Raw genomic sequence first — 19,195 nt, 5'->3', positions numbered from 1 at the left:
CCTTCATCGTCAAGAGAGCCCCGTATGCCTGCCCTGCCCTGGAGCGAGATCGACACCGTCCTGCTGGACATGGACGGCACGCTGCTCGACCTGCATTTCGACGAACATTTCTGGCTGCATCACCTGCCGCAGCGCTATGCCGAGCTGCACGGCATCAGCCTGGCGATGGCGTGGCTTGAGATCAAACCGCTGTTCGTCGACCATGCCGGCACCCTGAACTGGTACTGCCTGGATTTCTGGAGCCGCGAGCTGAAACTGCCGATCCGCGAGCTCAAGCAGGAGGTCGCCCACCTGATCGCCCTGCGCCCGGACGCCGAGACGTTCCTGGCGGCGCTGCAAGGCGCCGGCAAGCGGGTGATCATGATCACCAACGCCCACCGCGACTCGTTGTCGCTGAAGATGGAACGCATCGAGCTGGCGCCCTACTTCGAACGCCTGATCAGTTCGCACGACTATGGCTTTCCCAAGGAAAACCAGCAGTTCTGGGACGCCCTGCACGCCGACACCGCCTTCGACCCGGCCCGCAGCCTGTTCATCGACGACACCCTGCCGATCCTGCGCAGCGCCCGCACCTACGGCATCGCCCACCTGCTGGCGGTCAGCGAACCGGACAGCAGCAAGGGCCCGAAGGACACTGAGGAGTTTGCAGCGGTGGAGGATTACCGGGTGTTGATCGAAGGCTTATGACATCCACACAGGGTATGGATGTCCGACGTAGGAGCGCGCTTGCCCGCGACCGAGTGCGCAGCGCTCGCAAAAATTGTGTAGACGCTGAAAATTCACGACTGTAAATCTGCGAAACGCTGAAAATTTACGGCTGTAAATCTGCGAAACGCTGAAAATTCACGGCTATAAATCTGCGAAACGCTGAAAATTTACGACTGCTAACGCAGCCGGTCGCGGGCAAGCGCGCTCCTACCACGGTTGTTACTCCGGTATACGCAGGGTCTGGCCGGGGTAGATCTTGTTCACGTCCTTGAGCATGGGTTTGTTGGCGTCGAAGATCTTCTGGTACTTGTTCGCGTCACCGTACACACGCTTGGAGATGGCGCTCAGGGTGTCGCCTTTTTCGACGGTGACAAATTTTGCAGCGGCCGTAGCCGGGGCGCCGGCAGCGATGGTCATCTGGTCGTCGACCTTTTCCACACCTTTGATATTGCCCAGCGCCAGCAGAATCTTTTCCTTTTCTTCCTGGCTGGCCACTTCGCCGGTGACGGTGACGGTGTCGCCTTCCACACTCGCCTGGACGTTGGGATTACCCAGGCCCACCTTGGCGATATGATCTTTCAGCGCATCGGCGTGTGCGTCGCCGGGTGTCAGCGCATCGATGATGCTTTCTCCGGCGTCTTTCAGGAAACTGAAAATACTCACTGTGGTTCCTCCTCAAGATACGAAGCATAGGTGCCCCTTCAACCATAGACCGCGACGCCCGGTCCGAGTGCCGGCCCGACAAACGTAGCGCCAGTGCGTAGAATCGATCGACCGCCTGTCCCCCGGAGTGAGCATGGACATCAAGCAATTGAAATTTCTGATCGCCCTCGACGAGACCCGGCATTTCGGCCAGGCGGCGGCGCGTTGCAATATCACCCAGCCGACCCTGTCGATGCGCCTGCGCAGCCTGGAGCAGGAGCTGGGGCTGGAACTGGTCACGCGTGGGCAGCGTTTCGAAGGCTTTACCGCACCGGGTGAGCGGGTGCTGGCCTGGGCGCGTACCGTTGCGGCCGCCTACGAAGGGCTGCAGGCCGAGGCTGCGGCCTGCCGCGGCAATCTGGTAGGCACCTTGCGCCTGGGCGTGGTGCCGCTGTCGAGTTTTGATCCGCTGGCGTTGCTGCAACGCTTGCATCAGGCGCACCCGAACCTGAGCTTCGAATTGTCGTCGCTCAGCTCCGAACAGATCCTGGAACAGTTGGCGAGCAATCGCATCGACCTGGGCGTGTCGTACTTCGAGCGCCTGGACGCCAAGCGCTTCGAAGCCCTGCCCCTGGGCGAGACGCGCATGGGCCTGTTGTATGACCCTCGCCACTTCCAGTTCACCGAGGCGCCGCTGGGCTGGGCCGACCTGATCGAGCTGCCGCTGGGCCTGCTGACCGGCAGCATGCATTTTCGCCAGTCCATCGACCACAACTTCCACAGCCGTGGCCTGCAGCCACAACCGCTGTTGCAGACCGACGCGGTGCACCAACTGTTGCAGGCCGTCCAGGGCGGCCTGTGCTGCGCCATCATGCCGCTGGAAGGCGGCCTCGACACCCTGAGCGAAACCCTGCGCCTGCACCCCATCGAAGACGCCCGCACCCTGGCCGGGCTGGGGTTGATCATGCGTAACACCGCACCGCGCTCGGCCTTGGCCGAAGTGTGCTTCGAGTTGATGAAGCAATCCCTGGGCCCGCAATGATCGACCTGCTCTATCACGGCATCGGAACTAGCGATTAGACGCACAGCGGCAACCGGCCTAGGCTTACAGCCATCAATCTGCCGGTACTCCAGTCATGCATGCCAAGCGCACGATCAGTACGGCGTCGGCCCTGGAAGCGCCCGCGCCCGGCGCCAGCCAGGCCTATCAGTACGCCAGCCTCGACGGCTCGCCAACAGCCGAAGCCGTCTTGGCCGAAGAAGTCGCCCTGGCCATCGCCTATAACGGCATCAGCCAGGCAGTGATGCTGGTCAGCCCCACCGACCTTGAAGACTTCGTGGTCGGTTTCAGCCTGGGCAGCGGCATCGTGGCCTCGGCCGACGAAATCTACGATTTCACCCTTAGTGGCTGTGGCTCGTCCATGCAGGCCGAAGTCGAGATCGCCAGCCGCGCTTTCTGGGCCCTGAAAGAACACCGTCGCCAGTTGACCGGTACCACCGGCTGCGGCCTGTGCGGTGTGGAGGCAGTCGATCAGGCCCTGCCGGAGCTTGCCGTATTACCCGGCGCACCCCTGCCGCCGGCCGCGTGGCTGGACGGCCTGCGCCAGCGCATCGGCGCCTTTCAGCCATTGGGGCAGCACAGCGGTGCGGTGCATGCCGCCTTGTTCATGAATGATCAAGGTGAGTTGCTGCTGGGCCGCGAAGACATCGGCCGGCACAACGCCCTGGACAAACTCATCGGCACGCTGGTCCGGCAGAACATTGCTCTGGACGGCGGCGTGGCCGTCGTCACCAGCCGCTGCAGCCTGGAACTGATCCAGAAGGCCCTGCGCGCCGGCCTCCAGACCCTGGTCAGCCTGTCGTCGCCCACGGTACTGGCCCTGCAATGGGCGCGCAGCCATAACCTCAACCTGATCCACCTGCCGCAGCACAGCGCGCCGCGGGTTTACAGCCCTGCGATGGAGAACCGACCGTGACTCATCATCAAGCCGACAAGACCCCGACCCCGCGCTACAAGCCCTATAAAGGGCCGGCCGGCGGCTGGGGGGCACTGATCAGCGTGACCCAGGCCTGGCTGGGCAGCGACAACGCCCTGAAAAACCTGCGGGCCATGCTCAAGACCAACCAGAACGGCGGCTTCGACTGCCCCGGTTGCGCTTGGGGCGACTCGCCGGAAAGCGGCATGGTCAAGTTCTGTGAAAACGGCGCCAAGGCGGTCAACTGGGAGGCCACCAAGCGCCGCGTCGACGCCGCGTTCTTTGCCCGCCATAGCGTCAGCCAGTTGCTGGAGCAGAGCGACTACTGGCTCGAATACCAGGGCCGCCTGACCGAGCCGATGGTCTATGACCCGCAGAGCGACCGCTACAAGCCCATCGCCTGGGATGATGCCTTTGCGCTGATTGCCCGGCACCTCAATGCCCTGCCTGACCCGAACATGGCCGAGTTCTACACCTCGGGCCGGGCCAGCAACGAAGCGGCGTACCTGTACCAGTTGTTCGTACGCGCCTTTGGCACCAACAACTTCCCTGACTGCTCGAACATGTGCCACGAGGCCAGCGGCGTGGCCTTGTCGCAGAGCGTGGGGGTCGGCAAGGGCACGGTGACGTTCGATGACTTCGAACACGCCGATGCGATTTTCGTGCTGGGCCAGAACCCCGGCACCAACCACCCGCGCATGCTCGATCCGCTGCGCGATGCGGTCAAGCGCGGTGCCCAGGTGGTGTGCGTCAACCCGCTCAAGGAACGCGGCCTGGAACGCTTCCAGCACCCGCAGCACCCGCTGGAGATGCTCACCAACAGCGACAAGCCGACCAACACCGCCTACCTGCGCCCGGCACTGGGCGGCGACATGGCACTGCTGCGCGGCATGGCCAAGTTCCTGTTGCAGTGGGAGCGCGAAGCCCAGGCCAGCAACAGCGAGCCGGTGTTCGACCACACATTTCTCAACGAGCACACCCATGGCCTGCTCGACTACCTGGCCGTGGTCGACGACACGCCGTGGAGCGTCCTGGTCGAACAGTCCGGCCTGCCGATGGAAGACATCGAGCGCGCCGCGCGCATGTACGCCAAGGGCAAGAACGTCATCATGTGCTGGGCGATGGGCATTACCCAGCACCGCCACTCGGTGGCGACCATCCAGGAAATCGCCAGCCTGATGCTGCTGCGCGGCAATATCGGCAGGCCAGGCGCCGGACTGTGCCCGGTGCGTGGCCACAGCAACGTGCAGGGCGACCGTACCATGGGCATCAACGAGCGCCCGCCGGCGTTCCTGCTCGACGCCCTGGAACAGCGCTTCGGCTTCAAGGTGCCGCGCGTCAACGGCCATAACGTGGTCGAGGCCATCCATGCCATGGCCGAGGGCCGGGCCAGGGTGTTCATCGCCCTGGGCGGCAACTTCGCCCAGGCCACCCCCGACAGCCCACGCACCGCCGCCGCCTTGCAGAACTGCGACCTGACCGTGCAGATCAGCACCAAGCTCAACCGCAGTCATCTGTTTCATGGCAAGCAGGCCCTGATCCTGCCGTGCCTGGGTCGTACCGACATCGACCTGCAGGCCGACGGCCCGCAAGCGGTGACGGTGGAAGACTCGTTCAGCATGGTCCACGCCTCCAATGGTCAGTTGCAGCCCTTGTCGAAGCAGATGCGCTCGGAGCCTGCGATCCTGGCCGGCATCGCCAACGCCACGCTGGGCAAGCAACCGGTGGACTGGCTGTGGCTGGTCGAGGACTACCGCCGCATCCGTGACCTGATTGCCGACACCCTGCCCGGCTTCAAGGATTTCAACGAGCGGCTCAAGCACCCGGGTGGCTTCTACCTGGGCAACGCGGCCGGCGCCCGGCACTGGAACACCGCCACGGCCCGCGCCAACTTCAAGCCCAACCCGCTGCCCGGCAGCCTGATCGACGAGCGTGTGCATGCCACCGGCCAGGTGCCGGACCTGATCCTGCAATCGATGCGTTCGCACGATCAGTACAACACCACCATCTACGGGCTCGATGACCGCTATCGCGGGGTCAAGGGCCAGCGTGACGTGGTATTCGTCAACGAGGCGGACATCGTTCGCCTGGGGTTCCAGCCCGGGCAGAAGGTCGACCTGATCTCTATCTGGGGCGATGCGCACGAGCGGCGCGTCAAGGGCTTCACCTTGCTGGCCTTCGACATTCCTGCCGGCCAGGCGGCGGCCTACTACCCGGAGGTCAACCCGCTGGTACCGCTGGAGAGCGTCGGCGACGGCAGCCATACGCCAACGTCGAAGTTCGTGGCCATCCGCCTGGAACGCTCGGGCGCGTCGGCACGGATTGTCTGATCACGGTCCAATAGCGGCCTGCAAAAAACGCCTGCAAAAACAGGCGTTTTTTATGCGCTGAATTATTTCCCAAGCGGCTGTAACAAACTGTTACCTTTCAGGCTGCAGGCACAAAAAAGGCCTGTTTTTTAAAGAAACAGGCCGTGATCAAGTGAGCTATGACTGTTAAAAAACAATTAAGTTCCCTAGTAAAAACAGTAACTTAGCGCTTTGTGCGGCAATCGTGTTACTCGTCGGATTTGCATTGCATGAAGCATTTGTTAATTGCAGGATCGCCTCGTCATCAATCCGAGATTCCTTTATGAAACTCTCCTCGATTCTGTTGTTGTCTCTTTCTCTCGTGACCGGTTCCGCCCTGGCGGGCAGTAACCTGGAAGCGGGCGTTGGTGGTGCATTGGGCGGGGTACTGGGTTCGGTCGTCGGTCAGCAGATCGGCGGCAGCACAGGTTCGGCCATCGGCGCCGGCCTGGGCGGCGCAGCCGGTGGTGCGGTCGGTGCCGATCGCCGTAACCGTACTGAAGCAGCCATCGGTGGCGGCCTGGGCGCAGCGGGCGGCAACGTCGTCGGCCGCAGCGTCGGCGGCAACACCGGCAGCCTGATCGGCGCGGCCGCCGGCGGCGGTGCCGGTGGTGCGCTGGGCAACTACATGGGCAACGAAAGCCGCGACGACGACCGTCGCTACCGTGGCGGCAATGACCGTCGTGAGTACCGTGGCGGCCGCGGCAACCGTGGCAATCATTACGGTCACCGCAAGCACGATCGCCACTGGCGTCATCGTTAAGCCCGGACGCACAACCTGCTGCATAAAGCCCACTGGCCGCTCTCGAGCGGCCAGTCTGGTTTCAGGGCAACGCTTTCAGGACAACGCTTGCAACGCCTCGCGCAGGGCTTCGGGCAGCGGCGCTGGCTGCTGTGACACACGGTCCACGAACACATGTACGAATCGCCCGGCCGCGCAGGGTTCTGGCTCACCGACCCTGAACACCGCCACGTCGTATTGCACTGAACTGCCGCCGAAACGCGCCACGCGCAGCCCCACTTCGATCAGTTCTGGGTAGGCGATGGACGCGAAATAGTCACAGGACGAACTCACCACCAGCCCTGCCACCGGGCCGTCGTGAATATCCAGCGCGCCGCGCTCGATCAGCCAGGCATTGATGGCGCTGTCGAAAAAACCGTAATAGGTGACGTTATTGATGTGGCCGTAGATATCGTTGTCCTGCCAGCGCGTAGTGATGGGCTGGAAGTGACGATAGTGATGGCGTGCTGGAATCTCTTCAGACATGGTCCGGGCTCATGAAGACGGCGAAACGGCTGACTACGGTACAGGGACAAAGCGTGTTTGCCGACCGCCCGGGAGGTGATGTATAGCCAAAGGCTTACACGCAATAGAGCAACATTGCCCTTTGCACACCCTGCGCATAAGCCTATATTTGGATCCAACCACTGGTGAGCAGGAAGCCCGCCAGGATCAAGGACGATCGACCATGCCCGGATGCTCCTGACAGGATGTTGGAATGGTCTTGGAACAAGAACCCGCTTCGGCGGGTTTTTTATTGCCCGTGAAAAAGAAAATGCGAATCAGGCCGATCAGCATGTATAGCCAAAGGCTTACACGCATTTAGGATAATCGCTCTTTGAAGCCCGTCCGGATACGCATATATTGGATCCAATCCACTGACAAGCAGGACGCGGGTCAGGATCAAGGATGATCAACCATTGCCTGGACGCTGCTGACAGGGAGTTGGAATGGTTTTGGACAACAAACCCGCCTCGGCGGGTTTTTTATTGCCTGCGGTCAAGTCAGTGGTCGCGACCGTTGGTCGCTCCTACAGTTGCTGCAGCACGTGCCGGGCATGGCCGGCATTGATGTAGGTCTGCACCAGTTCGGCCAGCTCATCGATCTGGAGCGTCTTGCCATCGCGGCAGAATTTCTCCAGCTTCAGGGTTACCAATCGTTGCTTGCGGTCAACCTTGGCCCCGGGCTGGAAATACCCACGCCGGGTGATCTCGGGCAAGGGCACCTGTTCTTCCAGGATAAAGCTCAGTTGGGTGCCCTGATGAATCTCCAGATTGAAGAGCGCAATGTCCCAGATCGGCACCGGTGTCTTGATATTGGCAAACACCAGGTGATCGGGTGTCAATGACAGTGCGGTCTGGTCGGCGCGGCGGATCAGGCGCACGGACGAAGGCAGCAAGGAGGCCCCGACCCCGGTGGCGATGAAGCCGACGATCAGCAGCACGTCCTTGGCGTCCGAGGTTTCCTGCGGCAAAAACAGCGGCGCCAGCAGCGCCACCAGGCCGACCCCGGTCATCAGGCCGAACAGCACAGTCGTCACCCAGCCGTGGATCCTGGCGCCTTCGTGCAGGTGCACCTCGCCTTCGACCCGACCGGCCGTGTCGCGCAGTTGCTGGACCAGCTCGGCATCCTGAACGGCGTAATAGTCGAGAAAGTCCTGGCCCAGGCGCGCGCACAACCCTGGCGCATCACTGAAATACCCGTGCAGGACGTGCCCGGCCTGCACGGCATCCACAGGCCGCACCCCGCGGCTGATGGCCACCTCGGTCTCGACCTGCAAGGCCACCAGGCGCTCGCCGTTACAAGGGTGGGTGTCGGAAGGGTGCGGCAGTTGCACTGTCAGGTAGTCGTCGGGCAACACCAGCGCCTGTTGCGCCAGCTCGTTGAGCAGGCTGGCCGGCAGGTCGACCTCCCGGGGCTGTTCGGGATCGGCCGCCATCGCCGGGACCATGCGCGCCTCCAGCCCCTGGACGAGCAATGGCTCGATGGCACTGATTCTGACCAGCGCCGAGGCGGCGGCCAGTTGCCCGCCCAGTTGCGCGCCGGCCGCATCGGCGGCCAGCTCGCGCTGGCGGCTCCAGTGGCTCACCGAGTGGTCGAACGACGCCAGGAAATGCAGCCCCAGCATGAAGGACGGCTGCATGATCAAGCGTTGCAGCAGCCCGCCTTCGACCAGGATATCGACCATCACCGTCATGCTGCGGCCAATGCCGTCGTAGATCGGCAGAAAGCGCAGGCTGTACTCGGTGTCTTCACCGGCGAAATGCGCCAGCTCATGACCAATCACCGCACTGACCTCAGCGCTGTCGAGCACCCCCAGGTAGGTGATGGGCACATGCAGCGTGCGCCCGGACACGCTCGTGCCGCACGGCTGCAGTTGAACATCACTGGAGGTGACGTAAAAGCCTTCGCTGAGACCGACGACGATATGCTGCGGCGCCAGCGCGCCCAGGCGCTCGGCCAGGGTGTCGACGAACGCCCACAGGCCAGGGGCCTGCTCGCGACCCACGGCCTGCCCAAGCACCGGCAAGGGCGCCGGCTCGAACATGTGCAGGATGACACGCAGTTGCCGGATGGCGCGCCACAGCATGTACACACACAGCAGCCCGAATGCCCCGACCACGATCATGACGCCAAGCCGCATTTGCGACAGCTTGCCTTCAGGCCAAAGGCTCAGCGCTTCGAACCCCATGATGCCAGCGACGGCGGCGCTCATGGCCAGGACATGGCCCATCAGCACGTACGGCAGCCGTTGGCTGACCCAGGTAAAGGTCTGCAGCAGACGCTCACGCGAGTGCGCGGCCCGCGCCGCCGCCCGCGATACCCCCAGCAACCCGATCAAGCCGATCAGCGCCGCCAGAAGGCTGGTCACCATCACCATGATGGCCAGCCCATGCCGGGCCCTGTCGATCGACAGCTGCGTCTCCAGGTGCGCACTGACACGCGCCTGGCGCTTCAAGGCCTCAGGGATCGAGATGCGCTGGGAGCCGACGTCGAGCGTCGCGGTGCTGGAGCGTGCCTGCATGGCAATGAGCGCCGGACGCAGTGTGGTCATTTCGGCCAGCCGCCTTTCGTGCTCAGCGTCGCTCGACAGGCTGCGCTGCAGCTGCCAGCCGCCCAGCAACACCAGGCACAAGGGCAGCAGGACCAGAACAGCAATCAGCTTCAGGTTCTTCATGGGCTTCACTTGAAAAGCGGCATGAGCCGCACAGGGGCGATGGCCCGTTCATGGAATACAGCGGTTACTTTTTCTGTTTGCGCGCCAGGGTCCGTTGCTCGCGCACCTGCACCATGGCGGCCAGCATGGCCCGGTAGCGGGAGCTGTTGAGTACCAGTAAGGTCAGCAGCGGCAGCAGCACGCCAACGATGTACATTGCCTGCGGCACGCCCCGGTGGCCCCAGTTGAAGACGACCACCAGCAGGCACACCACCATCGCCGCCACCACCGGCCACACGCCCCAGGGGCGTCCGCGAATGACCAGGAAATTGGCCGAGCACAAGTAGACCGCCAGGCCCAGGTTGGCCATGACCAGGTGCTGTGCGTAGTCGGCCTGTGCCGAAGGGTACAGCGCGAACAGCAGGATCAGGGACACTGACAAGGCAAACAGCGCCAGGAAGAAGGCGCCGATGAACACGGGAAAATGCCGGCGCAGGATCGTCAGAAAGTCCGTGTCCTGCCTCACTCGCCCAGCTCCTCATACAGGCCGATCGCATAGCTTTGCACGATGCCGCTGCCGGCCAGTCCCGTGCCGATGCCCAGAGCATCCTTGAGCGTCACGGCAAACTTCGCCGAGATTTCCGTAGCCCCGTAGCGCTTGGGCATGGCGCCGGCCTCTTGCAGCGCCTTGCGCAACTTGGGCGTCAGGGTCGGGTTCTCGATCTGCAGCAGCTCATCGGTCAGACGCTTGCGCTCCTGCCGGTTGAGATTCTTCAGGCTCTGGAACCAGCTACGCCCGGTCATGGCCTTGCGCGCATTGAGCAGCTTGGCAACGGTCAGTCCTGCCGCACCCACGCCCGACAGGGCCACGATGTCCAGCGCTTGCGAGATGCCTTGGTACCACTCGTTGCTGTCGAGCGCGTCGTTGTTGGCCGGGCTGAGCACTTCATTACCGACCCGTGCAAGGCCAATGCCGCACTGCGCAGTACTGGCCGCCGTGGCGGCCAGCCCCAGCGAGGTGATCACCAGGCTCGCACCGCCGGTAAACGGCACGATGGCCGTACCACCGATGACCGCGATCCAGCCCAGTACGGCGCCGGTGCAGGCCATCGTGGCATTGAAACCCTCGTATAGCAGCCGCGATTCGCGCGGGTTGCTCTGCACATGCTGGGCAAACTGCTGCGGCGAAATATTGCGCTGCGCCTCGCGCACGATGATGCGCTTGGGCTTGAGACTGCACAGCGGGGTAAATTCGCGCAGCGTCACGACATTGAAATCGGCATCGATGTACACCACCCCGGCGCCGACGATTGCAGGGTCGGCGTCAATGGCGGCGAACAGCTTGCGGGTATTGATCCTGGCCTCGATCCGTTGCCGGGCCATTACTTGCGAAGGGCTGTTACGCAGCCCGATCATGACTTCAGACATGGGTCTTCCTTGAAACGATAGAAACAGACGCCCTGGTAGGAGCGCGCTTGCCGGAATGCCGGACCACCGCGACCGAGTGCGAAGCGCTCGCAAAATCTCGGAAACGCTGAAAATCTACGACTGCTAACGCAGCCGGTCGCGGGCAGAGCGCGCTCCTACAGGCGCCTATCCGGATCAGGCGTCAGCCCGAGTCAGGCGTCAGCCCGGATCAGGCGTCAGCCCGGATCAGGCGTCAGCCTGGATCAGATCACGCCGGGCAAGGCACCGGTGCCCAGTCGCCCACGTCGGGGTTCTTGCACATGCTGTTGACCTGGGTCTGACCGGCAGCGGCGACCTGCTTGCCTTGCTCCTGCTTGTCCTTGGCGTCGCGCAGGGACTTCTCGGTGCTGACCGCTTCTCTTGGCACGACAGGCAGCTTGCCGCCGGATTTCGGGTTCTTGACCGGCGGTTTCTTGCCGCCGTTGCTCGAGGTGGTCACCACTTTCGGCTCTTCGGCTGCGGCCACGACCACGACGTCGTTACGCTTGACGCCCACTTGCTGCAGGTCGGCCTCGTAGGCCTGGGTGTAGTTGCTCAGGTCTTCGCTGGCGCGGCCGTTGACGGCGGCGATCAGGTCGTTGGACTCCTTCAGGCCGGCCACGATTTCCGCCAGGCGCTTGCGGCCTTCGGTTTCGTTGATGGTGTTGGCCTTGCGACCCGACACCAGGCTGGTGAACTCGCGCTGGTAGCACGATTGCGAGGCCTGGGCGTAGGCCGTGCTGCGGTCGATGTCGGCCGAGCTCTTGCTGAAGTCGGTGGCGTAGGAGGCAATGCGCTGGTTGTCATCGGCGATCTGCTTCTGGCGCTCGGTGTAGTAACCGGCCGCACCGCCTACCAAAGCGCCGCCGGCCGCACCGATGGCGGCATTGCGGCCGCGATTTTCCTTGTTGCCGGTCAGCACACCGGTCAGCGCACCGCCGACAGCGCCGATCGCAGCACCGGTGACCACCGACTTGGTCATGTCCGAGTCGGTCTGGCGCAGGTGCTGCACCGGCTCGTAGCAGCTCGGGTAGTACTCGACCTTGGTGGTCGCGCCAACCTTGGACACCGGGGAGCTGGCGCAACCGGTCAGCAGGACAGCGCTGAATCCGGCCGTGGCCATCATCAGGGTGCGGCTTTTCACGAAGCTTGCGAGGGGGTTGCGGGACAGGGACATGACGGCTTCTCTTCTTGAGGTTTCAACCAACCCGGTACGGCCCCATGCCGTCCGGATTTCTTGCGTTGCCTGCTTGCAACGGACAGTCACTGAGTGCTGACCGATGCAAGCAATTGCTTGAGGATCAAGGCCGGGTCGGCGCGCTTGTTCTGGCGGTACTCGCCGACATGACGCACGAACAGCGTGGCGCGGTTCATCAGGCTCTTGCCGATGACCGGCTTGCGATTGAGCTCTTCCTTGACCCGCTGAAACTGGGCCTGGATCACCGCATCGGTGTAGCGCGTGCCGGTGGCCAGGTTGTCGATGTAGATCGCCACCGCGCCGTCCAGCGCGCTGCGACCGTTGGCAATGGCCGCGTCGAACATCGCGGCGCTGGCCTGGTCCTTGGCGTCAGCCGCCTGCTTCTGGCTTTTCTGCAGGTTGGTCAGGCGGATGTTGTAGTTATTGATGGTCTCGGCCACCAGGGCCGCCGACTGGATCAGGTTGCCGGCGGCTTCTTCGCGTTGCATCGCGATCAGCGCCACGTTGCGCTTGAGCTCTTCGTTGACCAGCCCCAGCTCGGCTTGCAGGCGCGGGTCGGCGGTGGTGCCGATCAGGGTGTCCAGGCGCTGGGTCGGGTCATTGACGGCGGCGATATCGTCGGTCAGCGAGGCCAGCCGACCGTCCTTCTGCCATTGCTCGAACAGCTCCTTGTAGCGCGAGCGCGGCGCCGACAAGGCGCCCAGTGCAACCCGAAAGCCGGTGGTCTCGTTGCGCTGCTCGGTGCCGTCGGCGGCGAACAGCGGGTACTCGCGGCGCATGCCGGTGAACAGCGTGCCCTCGCCTTCCAGGTAGTTGCCGCCCTTGGCCACAAAACCGCCGTAGGTGCCCTGGCGGCGCCCGGCGTGCACCAGCTGGAACGACTCCTGGACCATCTCGGCGGCGTTGCCGATCACATCGAACAGGCCGATCGGGTTGGGTTGTTTAGTGCCGACGGGCATCAGCCGCGCCGCCTGGCCGGTGCCACCGGCCACCTGGTTGTACACCGCCCAGTCGGCCAGCGGGCCATCGCCCTCCTGGCCTTCCTGGCGGCGCGGGAACAACCGGCCCTCCAGGTCCTGGCGACTGACCGCCTGGGCGCCACGGGCGGCGAACTCCCACTCCACTTCCGTGGGCAGGCGCACAAAGCCGATGCCGCCGTCGTCGTCACTCTTGCCCCGGCCGCTGACCGGCAGCAGGTCACGGTGGTTTTTCATCAGCCAGGCGCTGTACACCGCGGCAAAGCGCTCGGCCTCGAAGCGCGACAGGCTGACCTGGGGCAGACGCCCGGCCATGCCCTCGACCGCTTCGCAAGCCGGGGCCGGTTCGCCGCTGGCCAGTGATTGCGCCTGGGCCATGACCTGGCTGTACTGGCGCTGGGTCACTTCATATTTGCCAATGAAATACATCATCGGCTTGAGCGGCGTGCCGGCCTCGGCCTTGGGCAGCATCGGGCCGATGCTTTTGCGCCAGTCGGCCGACAGGTCCTGCAAGGTGAACTGGCCATTGATGAAGTCGCGCCGGTAGCCGGAGATGAACGACTGCTTGTAGCCGGCTTCACCCTCGTTGAACGGGTAGCCCAGGCTGATCTCGCGGTCGTCCAGGCTGCCTTCGGCGAGGATGTACACATAGCGCATGACCATCTCGCCACCGCACGGCAGCGGCAGGCTGACGTCATCGGGCAAGGGCTTGGGGTTATCCAGCTTGTTCGGGACTTCTTCGGCCTGCACGGCTGTCGCCGCCAGGCACAACGCCGCGACCGCCAGTGCCTGTGAGGCCCTGCGCAACTCAAACATCTCTGATTCCTTCCGAAGCTTCGATCCGTGATACGCGCCAGCCGCCCAGCAGCGCCGCGACGGCGCTGATGCCGAGCACTGCCACCAGTGCCACCAGGTAATGGCGAGGCAATAGCTGACTGGCATACTCGCCAGACACCTGAACGAATAAACGGTTCAGCCCCAGCTCTGCAATTGCATATAAAAGTGCGCCAATTGCGGCGGCCATCACACCGCTGTACAGCGCCTGCAACACCACGAAGGCCAGCAAGGCCCCCGTACCAAACCCCAGCAAACGCAATACCGACAGCTCGCGGCGCTTGCGTTCGATGGTCGCCAGGGTGCCAGCGACGATGGCCGCACAGCCGCCGCCCATGGCCAGGGCGGCAATCACCCAGAACACGATCGACAGGTTGCGGCTCAGCGACTGCACCTGGGCGATGGCCTGGGCCTGGGTCGACACCAGCAAGCCGGCGTCGGCAAAATGCCGGCGCAGGGTTTCGACATCGTTCAGACTGCGGGCATACAGGCGAAACGCCGGGTAGATACGCGCCACGTCGCTACGAGGCTCGCCCGGCCAGCCCAACGCCGGCACCGCGCGCCCGTCACGGTAATCCTCGGCCGCCTGCAATAGCGCCAGGTCGGCAAACAGGGCATCGCGCTGGAACGCTTCAAGCGGCAGCACGGCCATGACGTTGACCTGCACCCGGCGCGATTCGACCCTTCCGGCCACCTGGCGGGTGAAGACTGCATCAAGCCAGTCACCGGTCTGGGCCTTGAGCTTTTCAGCGGCGGTCTTGCTCAGCAGCACGCTGTCCAGGCCCCGCGGCGGCATGATCGGGCCCAGCAGCGGGTCGCCCTCGGCGCTGGGGATCATCTCGACGTTCAGCGCTGCCTGCCCGGGCAGGCTCACGTCTGCCGTGGCGGCGATCTGCCGGGTGCGCGGCACCACGAAGGCGACGTCCGCACGCATCCCCAGCGCCGTGATCGCCTCGCCGTTGAAGCGCCCGCCGCCCAGCGGAATGATTTCGCGCACAGCCGGGTCCTGTTCCAGGCGCTCGGTCAGGCTGCCGATCAGGCCGAACTTGAGCCCGAACAGCACCAGCAGCGGCGCGATCACCGCCACCAGCGCCAGCACACTGCAGGCCGACAAGCGCCGGTCGGCACGGTAATCCTGCCAGGCCAGGCTGGCCACCAGCATCAGGTGGGTGGCCGGCTTCATGCGCGCACCTCGCCCAGGGTCGCGGTCACGCCGCCATCGGCGTCGCGCCGGCAACTGATGCGCAGCACGCTCAAGCCGGCCTGGCGCGCCAGGCCTTCGTCATGGGTGGCGATGATGCAGCAGGCGCGCTGCTTGTGCGCCTGCTTGAGCAGCAGTTGCATGACCCGACCGGCATTGAGCGGGTCCAGCGCGGCCGTGGGTTCGTCGGCCAGCAGCAATTGCGGGCCATGCGCCAGGGCGCGGGCGCAACTGACCCGCTGGCGCTGGCCCACCGACAGGGCGCCGGGCTTCTTGCGCAACTGATCGGCGATTTCCAGTTGCTCGGCCAGGTGCTCGACACTGCCGTCGTTGCCCAACCCGAGCAGGCGCCGTGACAGATCGATATTGCCGCGCACATCGAGAAAGCCCAGCAACCCGCCGGTCTGCAGCACATAGCCCAGGTGCCGGCTGCGCAGTGCGGCCAGTTGGGTCTGCTGGCCTTCGCGCCACAGGCCCTTGATGTCGAACTCGCCTTGCGGCGTGGAAAAATCGAAGCGCTGGGCATGATCCGGCGCCAGCACCAGCGCCAGCAGGTCAAGCAAGGTGCTCTTGCCGCAGCCGCTGGGGCCGACCAGCGCACAGTGCTGGCCGCCTTGCAGTTCCAGGCGCGGGACCTCCAGGCTGTAGCGCTGGGCACCGACGCCACGGGTCTTGCGCACGTCGCGCAGGCTGAGCATCACGGCAGCGTCGACAGGGGCACGCGGTACAGCGCGTCCCCCGGCTCCGCGTCACCGAACCGCACCCAGTTGGCCAGGTCGTTGTGGAAGGTCTCGTACAGGCGGATCTTCGATTCCAGCTCGTCGATGAAGTCTTCCTGCTCGGCCACGCTCAGCGACAGCCACAGGTCCTGGGTCATGTTCAGCGACTTGCTGCGGTACGGCAGGCCTTCGAGGTACTCACCCAGCACCCCGCCACGGGCCAGGTTGGCCCCCGAGCGCAGGGCTTGCGGGTCGCGGCTCATATAGGCGCTGGCGCTGGCGATTTCCTGGAAGAAATCCTTGGGCGAACTCTGGGTCTTGCGCGCCGCATCGACGATCAGCTTCAGCGACTGTTGCAGGTCGTTGAGCTGCAGCTTGGTGAGCATCACGCAGACTTGGAAGGCTGGCAGCGCCGGGTTGGTCAGGTCGCGGTCGGCGGCCCAGGCGCTGACCAGCTGCGGCGCCTGGCTGGCCTGCTTGCGGCCGAGAAAGTCCATGTGCATGGCGTAGCCGACGGCGGCGGATTTTTCGCCCAGGCTTGGCGCCTTGGCCAGCAGCGGCACGGCCTGCGGCTGGTTGCTGCGCACCTGGTGCACCAGGTCGGCGAACACCGTGCCGATCTCGTCGACCCGCTGGCCGAACTGCGCCACGTCACCGCCGGCCACCGGCACGTACAGGTCACCGATGCGCGGGTTGGCGTCGGCGGTCAGCACCCGGTATTGCTGCTCGGCCGAGTCGTGGTTTTTCTTGCCGGCGTCGGTGCGCAGGTGCAAGGCGTAGATCTTGATCTGCTTGCCCAGCGCGGCCTGGCGCACTTCGGCTTCGTTCATCTGCGTGCTGCTCAGCGGGTCGCTCTTGCGCAGGGCACCGGCGTCGCTGACCAACAGGATCAGGCGCCCGCCGTAGCCGGACCAGTCCATGCCGTCGACGGCCTGCATGATGCCGGCGAAGGCGTCTTCGTTGAACGAGTGGCTGGACACCGAGGTGGCCTTGACCTGTTGCGCCAGTTGCATGAAGCGCTGCGGGTCGCTGCCCTGCTCCAAAGTAACCAGCGTCTTGGCCAGGTACTGCAGGCCCGGCGTCTTGGTGGTGTTGTTGCGAAAGCCCACCAGGCCGAAGCTGACGCTGTCGAGCTCGCCGCGCTGGGCGATCTTGCTCTGCAACTGATGCACCACCTCGCGCACCTGATCGATGTAGGGCTGCATCGACACCGAGGTGTCGACCACCAGCACCACGGCGGTGCGAAAGGCTTTGGCCTGGGCCTGGGCTTGTGTCTGGGCCTGGGCGGCCTGGGTCTGGCCGTGAGCCTGGTTGGCGGCGCTGGCACCCAGGGCGCCGGCCAGGTTCAGGTCATTTCCGGCGGCCTGGCGACCGGGGTCGATGGACGCCACGTTGAGCATCTGCATCGGCTGGCCGTCTTCGTCGAAGCCTTCTTTGGCCTCGAAGATCGGCAGCAGGTAGAACTGCTCCTGCGGCACCGCACTGGCGGTCGGTTCAAGGGCCAGCACCTGGCTGTTGTCCTGAGGGTCGTTCTGCGCCTGCATCAGCAATTTGCGCGCGGTGATCGGGCTGGCGATCAGATTTTCCAGTTGCTTGGCGTCGCGCACGAACATCACCGGCGAACGGCCAGAGCGTTCGGTGAACTTGAGCACCAGGCTCTGCTTCCAGTCGCTGACCTGCGCGGCCGGCAACCAGCCCTCGCTGCGCCCGTCACTGCCGGCGCCGACCCGCAGCCACTGGCCGTCGGCCGCGTCGCGGCGCTCATAGACATACAGCACCGAAAACGCCGGCAAGGCTTGCCCTCCGGCACCGCCTGGCTCGGCGGCCAGTTGCGCGTCGGGCTTGCTCAGCACGCGCTGGTACAGGGTCTTCTTGCCGGCCATCAGTAAGGGCCGGCCGGTATCGCCAGGGGCTTGCGCGGCGGCGGTGGTGGGGGCCGTGGCAGTGGCTGGCGTAGTGGGCGTCGAGGCCGGCACCGGGGCCGTGCCGCCTTGGGCCGGTGTGTCGGCGCTCGTGGCATAGTCGACGTTCGAGGGCGGCTGCGCCGCCGGCTGCGGCTGGCCCACGCCCAGCCACAGGTAGCCGCCGATGCCGATGCCCAGCGCGGCGGCCACCGCCACGGCCAGCAGGGCCTTGGCCGGGCCACGGCGGTTCGGTGATGGCGATGGCTGCGGCGACGAGCCGGGCCTGGGCGGTGGCGGAGCCTGGGGCTTGTCCGGGCCTGGCGCGGGTTGCGGCGGCGATGACGGCCCGGCGTGCGGCTTGTCCAGGCTCAACGGCGCCTGACCCGGAATATCGATGGACACCGGCGTCAGCCCGGCCAGGTCGTCGCCGGGGGCCGGCAGCGGCTTGATCGCCTGTGGGTCGGGCAAGGGCCGGAACTGCGTGCGCTCGCTGTCGCGGACGGGGTCGGCCTGGGCCAGTTCATCAAGGGCGGCGACCAGCGCCTGGGCCGTGGCAAAGCGGTCGGCCGGGTCCTTGGCCAGCAGGCGGCTGAGGATGTCCTGGTAACGGTCATGCTGCAGCGGCAGCTCCGGCAGCGGCTCGGTCAGGTGTGCCAGGGCAGTGGACAGCGCGTCGGGGCCGCTGTACGGCAGGCGTCCGACCAGGATTTCGTAGAGCACCACGCCCAGCGCGTAGAGGTCGGCGCGACCGTCGATGTCCTGGCCACGCGCCTGCTCCGGGCTCATGTAGCTCGGCGTGCCGATGGCAAAGCCGGCCTGGGTGAACTGGGTGCGGTCGTCCATCGACTTGGCAATGCCGAAGTCTGAGAGCACGGCGGTGCCGTCGGCCCGGAACAGAATGTTGGCCGGCTTGACGTCGCGGTGCACCAGGCCCTGGGCATGGGCGTAGCCGAGCGCAGCGGCGATCTGGCGGATATAGACCAGGCCGTATTCGGCTGCCAGCCCGGCGCCGATGCGCTCCTTGAGCGTGCCGCTGGGCAGGTATTCCATCGCCATGTAATACAGCGGGCCGACATTGCCGATGTCATGGATGGTCGCGATGTGCGGGTGCGACAGCCGCGCCAGGGTGCGGCCTTCGCGCAGGAAGCGCTCGCAGAAGCTGGGGTCTTCGGCGAGACTGGCAGCCATGACCTTGAGCGCGACCTTGCGCTCCAGCGAACGCTGGGTGGCCAGGTACACCGTGGCCATGGCGCCTTCGCCAATTTCACCGTCGATGTCGAATCCAGGAATCTGCATGTCCATAA

At 64.8% G+C, this 19,195-nt stretch carries 16 protein-coding genes; 5 read left to right on the top strand and 11 right to left on the bottom strand.

Going from position 1 to position 19,195, the window contains the following annotated elements; all coding sequences use genetic code 11:
* The first annotated feature begins 24 nt into the window (after window positions 1-24).
* Entirely contained in the window at window positions 25-687 is a 663-nt protein-coding gene (yrfG, locus tag ASF84_RS27525; protein WP_056842073.1) for a GMP/IMP nucleotidase, read from the top strand.
* Window positions 688-927: 240 nt separating this feature from the next.
* Here the strand turns inward: yrfG and lysM are convergent, their stop codons facing one another.
* Window positions 928-1,371: a peptidoglycan-binding protein LysM gene (lysM, locus tag ASF84_RS27520; RefSeq protein WP_056842072.1), complete on the bottom strand. Its 444-nt coding sequence runs from the start codon at window positions 1,369-1,371 to the stop codon at window positions 928-930.
* Between the two features lie 133 nt (window positions 1,372-1,504).
* Here lysM and ASF84_RS27515 point away from each other — a divergent pair, with 133 nt between their 5' ends.
* From ASF84_RS27515 to ASF84_RS27500, 4 genes are all read left to right on the top strand, one after another.
* Window positions 1,505-2,392, top strand: a complete 888-nt coding sequence (locus ASF84_RS27515; protein WP_056842071.1) for a LysR family transcriptional regulator — start codon at window positions 1,505-1,507, stop codon at window positions 2,390-2,392.
* Window positions 2,393-2,486: 94 nt separating this feature from the next.
* A complete protein-coding gene (gene fdhD, locus ASF84_RS27510) occupies window positions 2,487-3,326 on the top strand; it encodes a formate dehydrogenase accessory sulfurtransferase FdhD (RefSeq protein ID WP_056842070.1) in 840 nt (279 codons plus the stop codon).
* The gene (locus ASF84_RS27505) at window positions 3,323-5,656 is read left to right on the top strand and encodes an FdhF/YdeP family oxidoreductase (RefSeq protein WP_056842069.1); all 2,334 of its coding nucleotides are present in this window, start codon (window positions 3,323-3,325) and stop codon (window positions 5,654-5,656) included. Before fdhD ends, ASF84_RS27505 begins: the two co-directional genes overlap by 4 nt.
* A gap of 301 nt (window positions 5,657-5,957) precedes the next feature.
* On the top strand, window positions 5,958-6,437 hold the full coding sequence (locus ASF84_RS27500; protein ID WP_056842068.1) for a YMGG-like glycine zipper-containing protein: 480 nt from the start codon (window positions 5,958-5,960) through the stop codon (window positions 6,435-6,437).
* A gap of 75 nt (window positions 6,438-6,512) precedes the next feature.
* Here ASF84_RS27500 and ASF84_RS27495 read toward each other — a convergent pair whose 3' ends face one another.
* The 10 genes from ASF84_RS27495 to ASF84_RS27455 form a co-directional block, all read right to left on the bottom strand.
* Window positions 6,513-6,941, bottom strand: coding sequence for an acyl-CoA thioesterase (locus tag ASF84_RS27495; protein WP_056842067.1), 429 nt, complete (start codon window positions 6,939-6,941; stop codon window positions 6,513-6,515).
* Window positions 6,942-7,127: 186 nt separating this feature from the next.
* Complete coding sequence (locus ASF84_RS29345) at window positions 7,128-7,277, bottom strand: hypothetical protein (protein ID WP_156684418.1); 150 nt, start codon at window positions 7,275-7,277, stop codon at window positions 7,128-7,130.
* Window positions 7,278-7,485: 208 nt separating this feature from the next.
* The gene (locus ASF84_RS27490; protein WP_056842066.1) at window positions 7,486-9,633 is read right to left on the bottom strand and encodes a M48 family metallopeptidase; all 2,148 of its coding nucleotides are present in this window, start codon (window positions 9,631-9,633) and stop codon (window positions 7,486-7,488) included.
* Between the two features lie 64 nt (window positions 9,634-9,697).
* On the bottom strand, window positions 9,698-10,138 hold the full coding sequence (locus ASF84_RS27485; RefSeq protein ID WP_056842065.1) for a hypothetical protein: 441 nt from the start codon (window positions 10,136-10,138) through the stop codon (window positions 9,698-9,700).
* The gene (locus ASF84_RS27480) at window positions 10,135-11,040 is read right to left on the bottom strand and encodes a hypothetical protein (protein WP_056842064.1); all 906 of its coding nucleotides are present in this window, start codon (window positions 11,038-11,040) and stop codon (window positions 10,135-10,137) included. Before ASF84_RS27480 ends, ASF84_RS27485 begins: the two co-directional genes overlap by 4 nt.
* 247 nt (window positions 11,041-11,287) lie before the next feature.
* Window positions 11,288-12,235 carry a type VI secretion system-associated lipoprotein TagQ gene (gene tagQ, locus ASF84_RS27475; protein WP_056842063.1) on the bottom strand — a complete coding sequence of 316 codons (948 nt, stop codon included), beginning with the start codon at window positions 12,233-12,235 and terminating at the stop codon, window positions 11,288-11,290.
* An 86-nt stretch (window positions 12,236-12,321) separates the two neighbouring features.
* The gene (locus ASF84_RS27470; protein WP_056842062.1) at window positions 12,322-14,049 is read right to left on the bottom strand and encodes a formylglycine-generating enzyme family protein; all 1,728 of its coding nucleotides are present in this window, start codon (window positions 14,047-14,049) and stop codon (window positions 12,322-12,324) included.
* On the bottom strand, window positions 14,042-15,250 hold the full coding sequence (locus ASF84_RS27465; RefSeq protein WP_056842061.1) for an ABC transporter permease: 1,209 nt from the start codon (window positions 15,248-15,250) through the stop codon (window positions 14,042-14,044). The genes ASF84_RS27470 and ASF84_RS27465 overlap by 8 nt, the downstream gene beginning before the upstream one ends.
* On the bottom strand, window positions 15,247-15,966 hold the full coding sequence (locus ASF84_RS27460; RefSeq protein WP_056842060.1) for an ABC transporter ATP-binding protein: 720 nt from the start codon (window positions 15,964-15,966) through the stop codon (window positions 15,247-15,249). The genes ASF84_RS27465 and ASF84_RS27460 overlap by 4 nt, the downstream gene beginning before the upstream one ends.
* The gene (locus ASF84_RS27455) at window positions 15,966-19,193 is read right to left on the bottom strand and encodes a serine/threonine-protein kinase (protein WP_056842059.1); all 3,228 of its coding nucleotides are present in this window, start codon (window positions 19,191-19,193) and stop codon (window positions 15,966-15,968) included. Before ASF84_RS27455 ends, ASF84_RS27460 begins: the two co-directional genes overlap by 1 nt.
* Between the last annotated feature and the right edge of the window lie 2 nt (window positions 19,194-19,195).

It is taken from the genome of Pseudomonas sp. Leaf127 (assembly GCF_001423155.1).
In the GTDB taxonomy this organism is placed as follows: Bacteria; Pseudomonadota; Gammaproteobacteria; order Pseudomonadales; family Pseudomonadaceae; genus Aquipseudomonas; species Aquipseudomonas ovata.
The sequence above is the reverse complement of the archived record's forward strand: the minus strand, read 5'-3'. Positions and strand labels throughout refer to the sequence as shown.

Coding starts and splice junctions, on each gene's coding strand:
- yrfG (WP_056842073.1), top strand. CDS start 25: ATGCCTGCCCTGCCCTGGAGCGAGATCGACACCGTCCTGCTGGACATG.
- ASF84_RS27515 (WP_056842071.1), top strand. CDS start 1,505: ATGGACATCAAGCAATTGAAATTTCTGATCGCCCTCGACGAGACCCGG.
- fdhD (WP_056842070.1), top strand. CDS start 2,487: ATGCATGCCAAGCGCACGATCAGTACGGCGTCGGCCCTGGAAGCGCCC.
- ASF84_RS27500 (WP_056842068.1), top strand. CDS start 5,958: ATGAAACTCTCCTCGATTCTGTTGTTGTCTCTTTCTCTCGTGACCGGT.
- ASF84_RS27495 (WP_056842067.1), bottom strand. CDS start 6,941: ATGTCTGAAGAGATTCCAGCACGCCATCACTATCGTCACTTCCAGCCC.
- ASF84_RS29345 (WP_156684418.1), bottom strand. CDS start 7,277: ATGCGTGTAAGCCTTTGGCTATACATGCTGATCGGCCTGATTCGCATT.
- ASF84_RS27490 (WP_056842066.1), bottom strand. CDS start 9,633: ATGAAGAACCTGAAGCTGATTGCTGTTCTGGTCCTGCTGCCCTTGTGC.
- ASF84_RS27480 (WP_056842064.1), bottom strand. CDS start 11,040: ATGTCTGAAGTCATGATCGGGCTGCGTAACAGCCCTTCGCAAGTAATG.
- tagQ (WP_056842063.1), bottom strand. CDS start 12,235: ATGTCCCTGTCCCGCAACCCCCTCGCAAGCTTCGTGAAAAGCCGCACC.
- ASF84_RS27470 (WP_056842062.1), bottom strand. CDS start 14,049: ATGTTTGAGTTGCGCAGGGCCTCACAGGCACTGGCGGTCGCGGCGTTG.
- ASF84_RS27465 (WP_056842061.1), bottom strand. CDS start 15,250: ATGAAGCCGGCCACCCACCTGATGCTGGTGGCCAGCCTGGCCTGGCAG.
- ASF84_RS27460 (WP_056842060.1), bottom strand. CDS start 15,966: ATGCTCAGCCTGCGCGACGTGCGCAAGACCCGTGGCGTCGGTGCCCAG.
- ASF84_RS27455 (WP_056842059.1), bottom strand. CDS start 19,193: ATGGACATGCAGATTCCTGGATTCGACATCGACGGTGAAATTGGCGAA.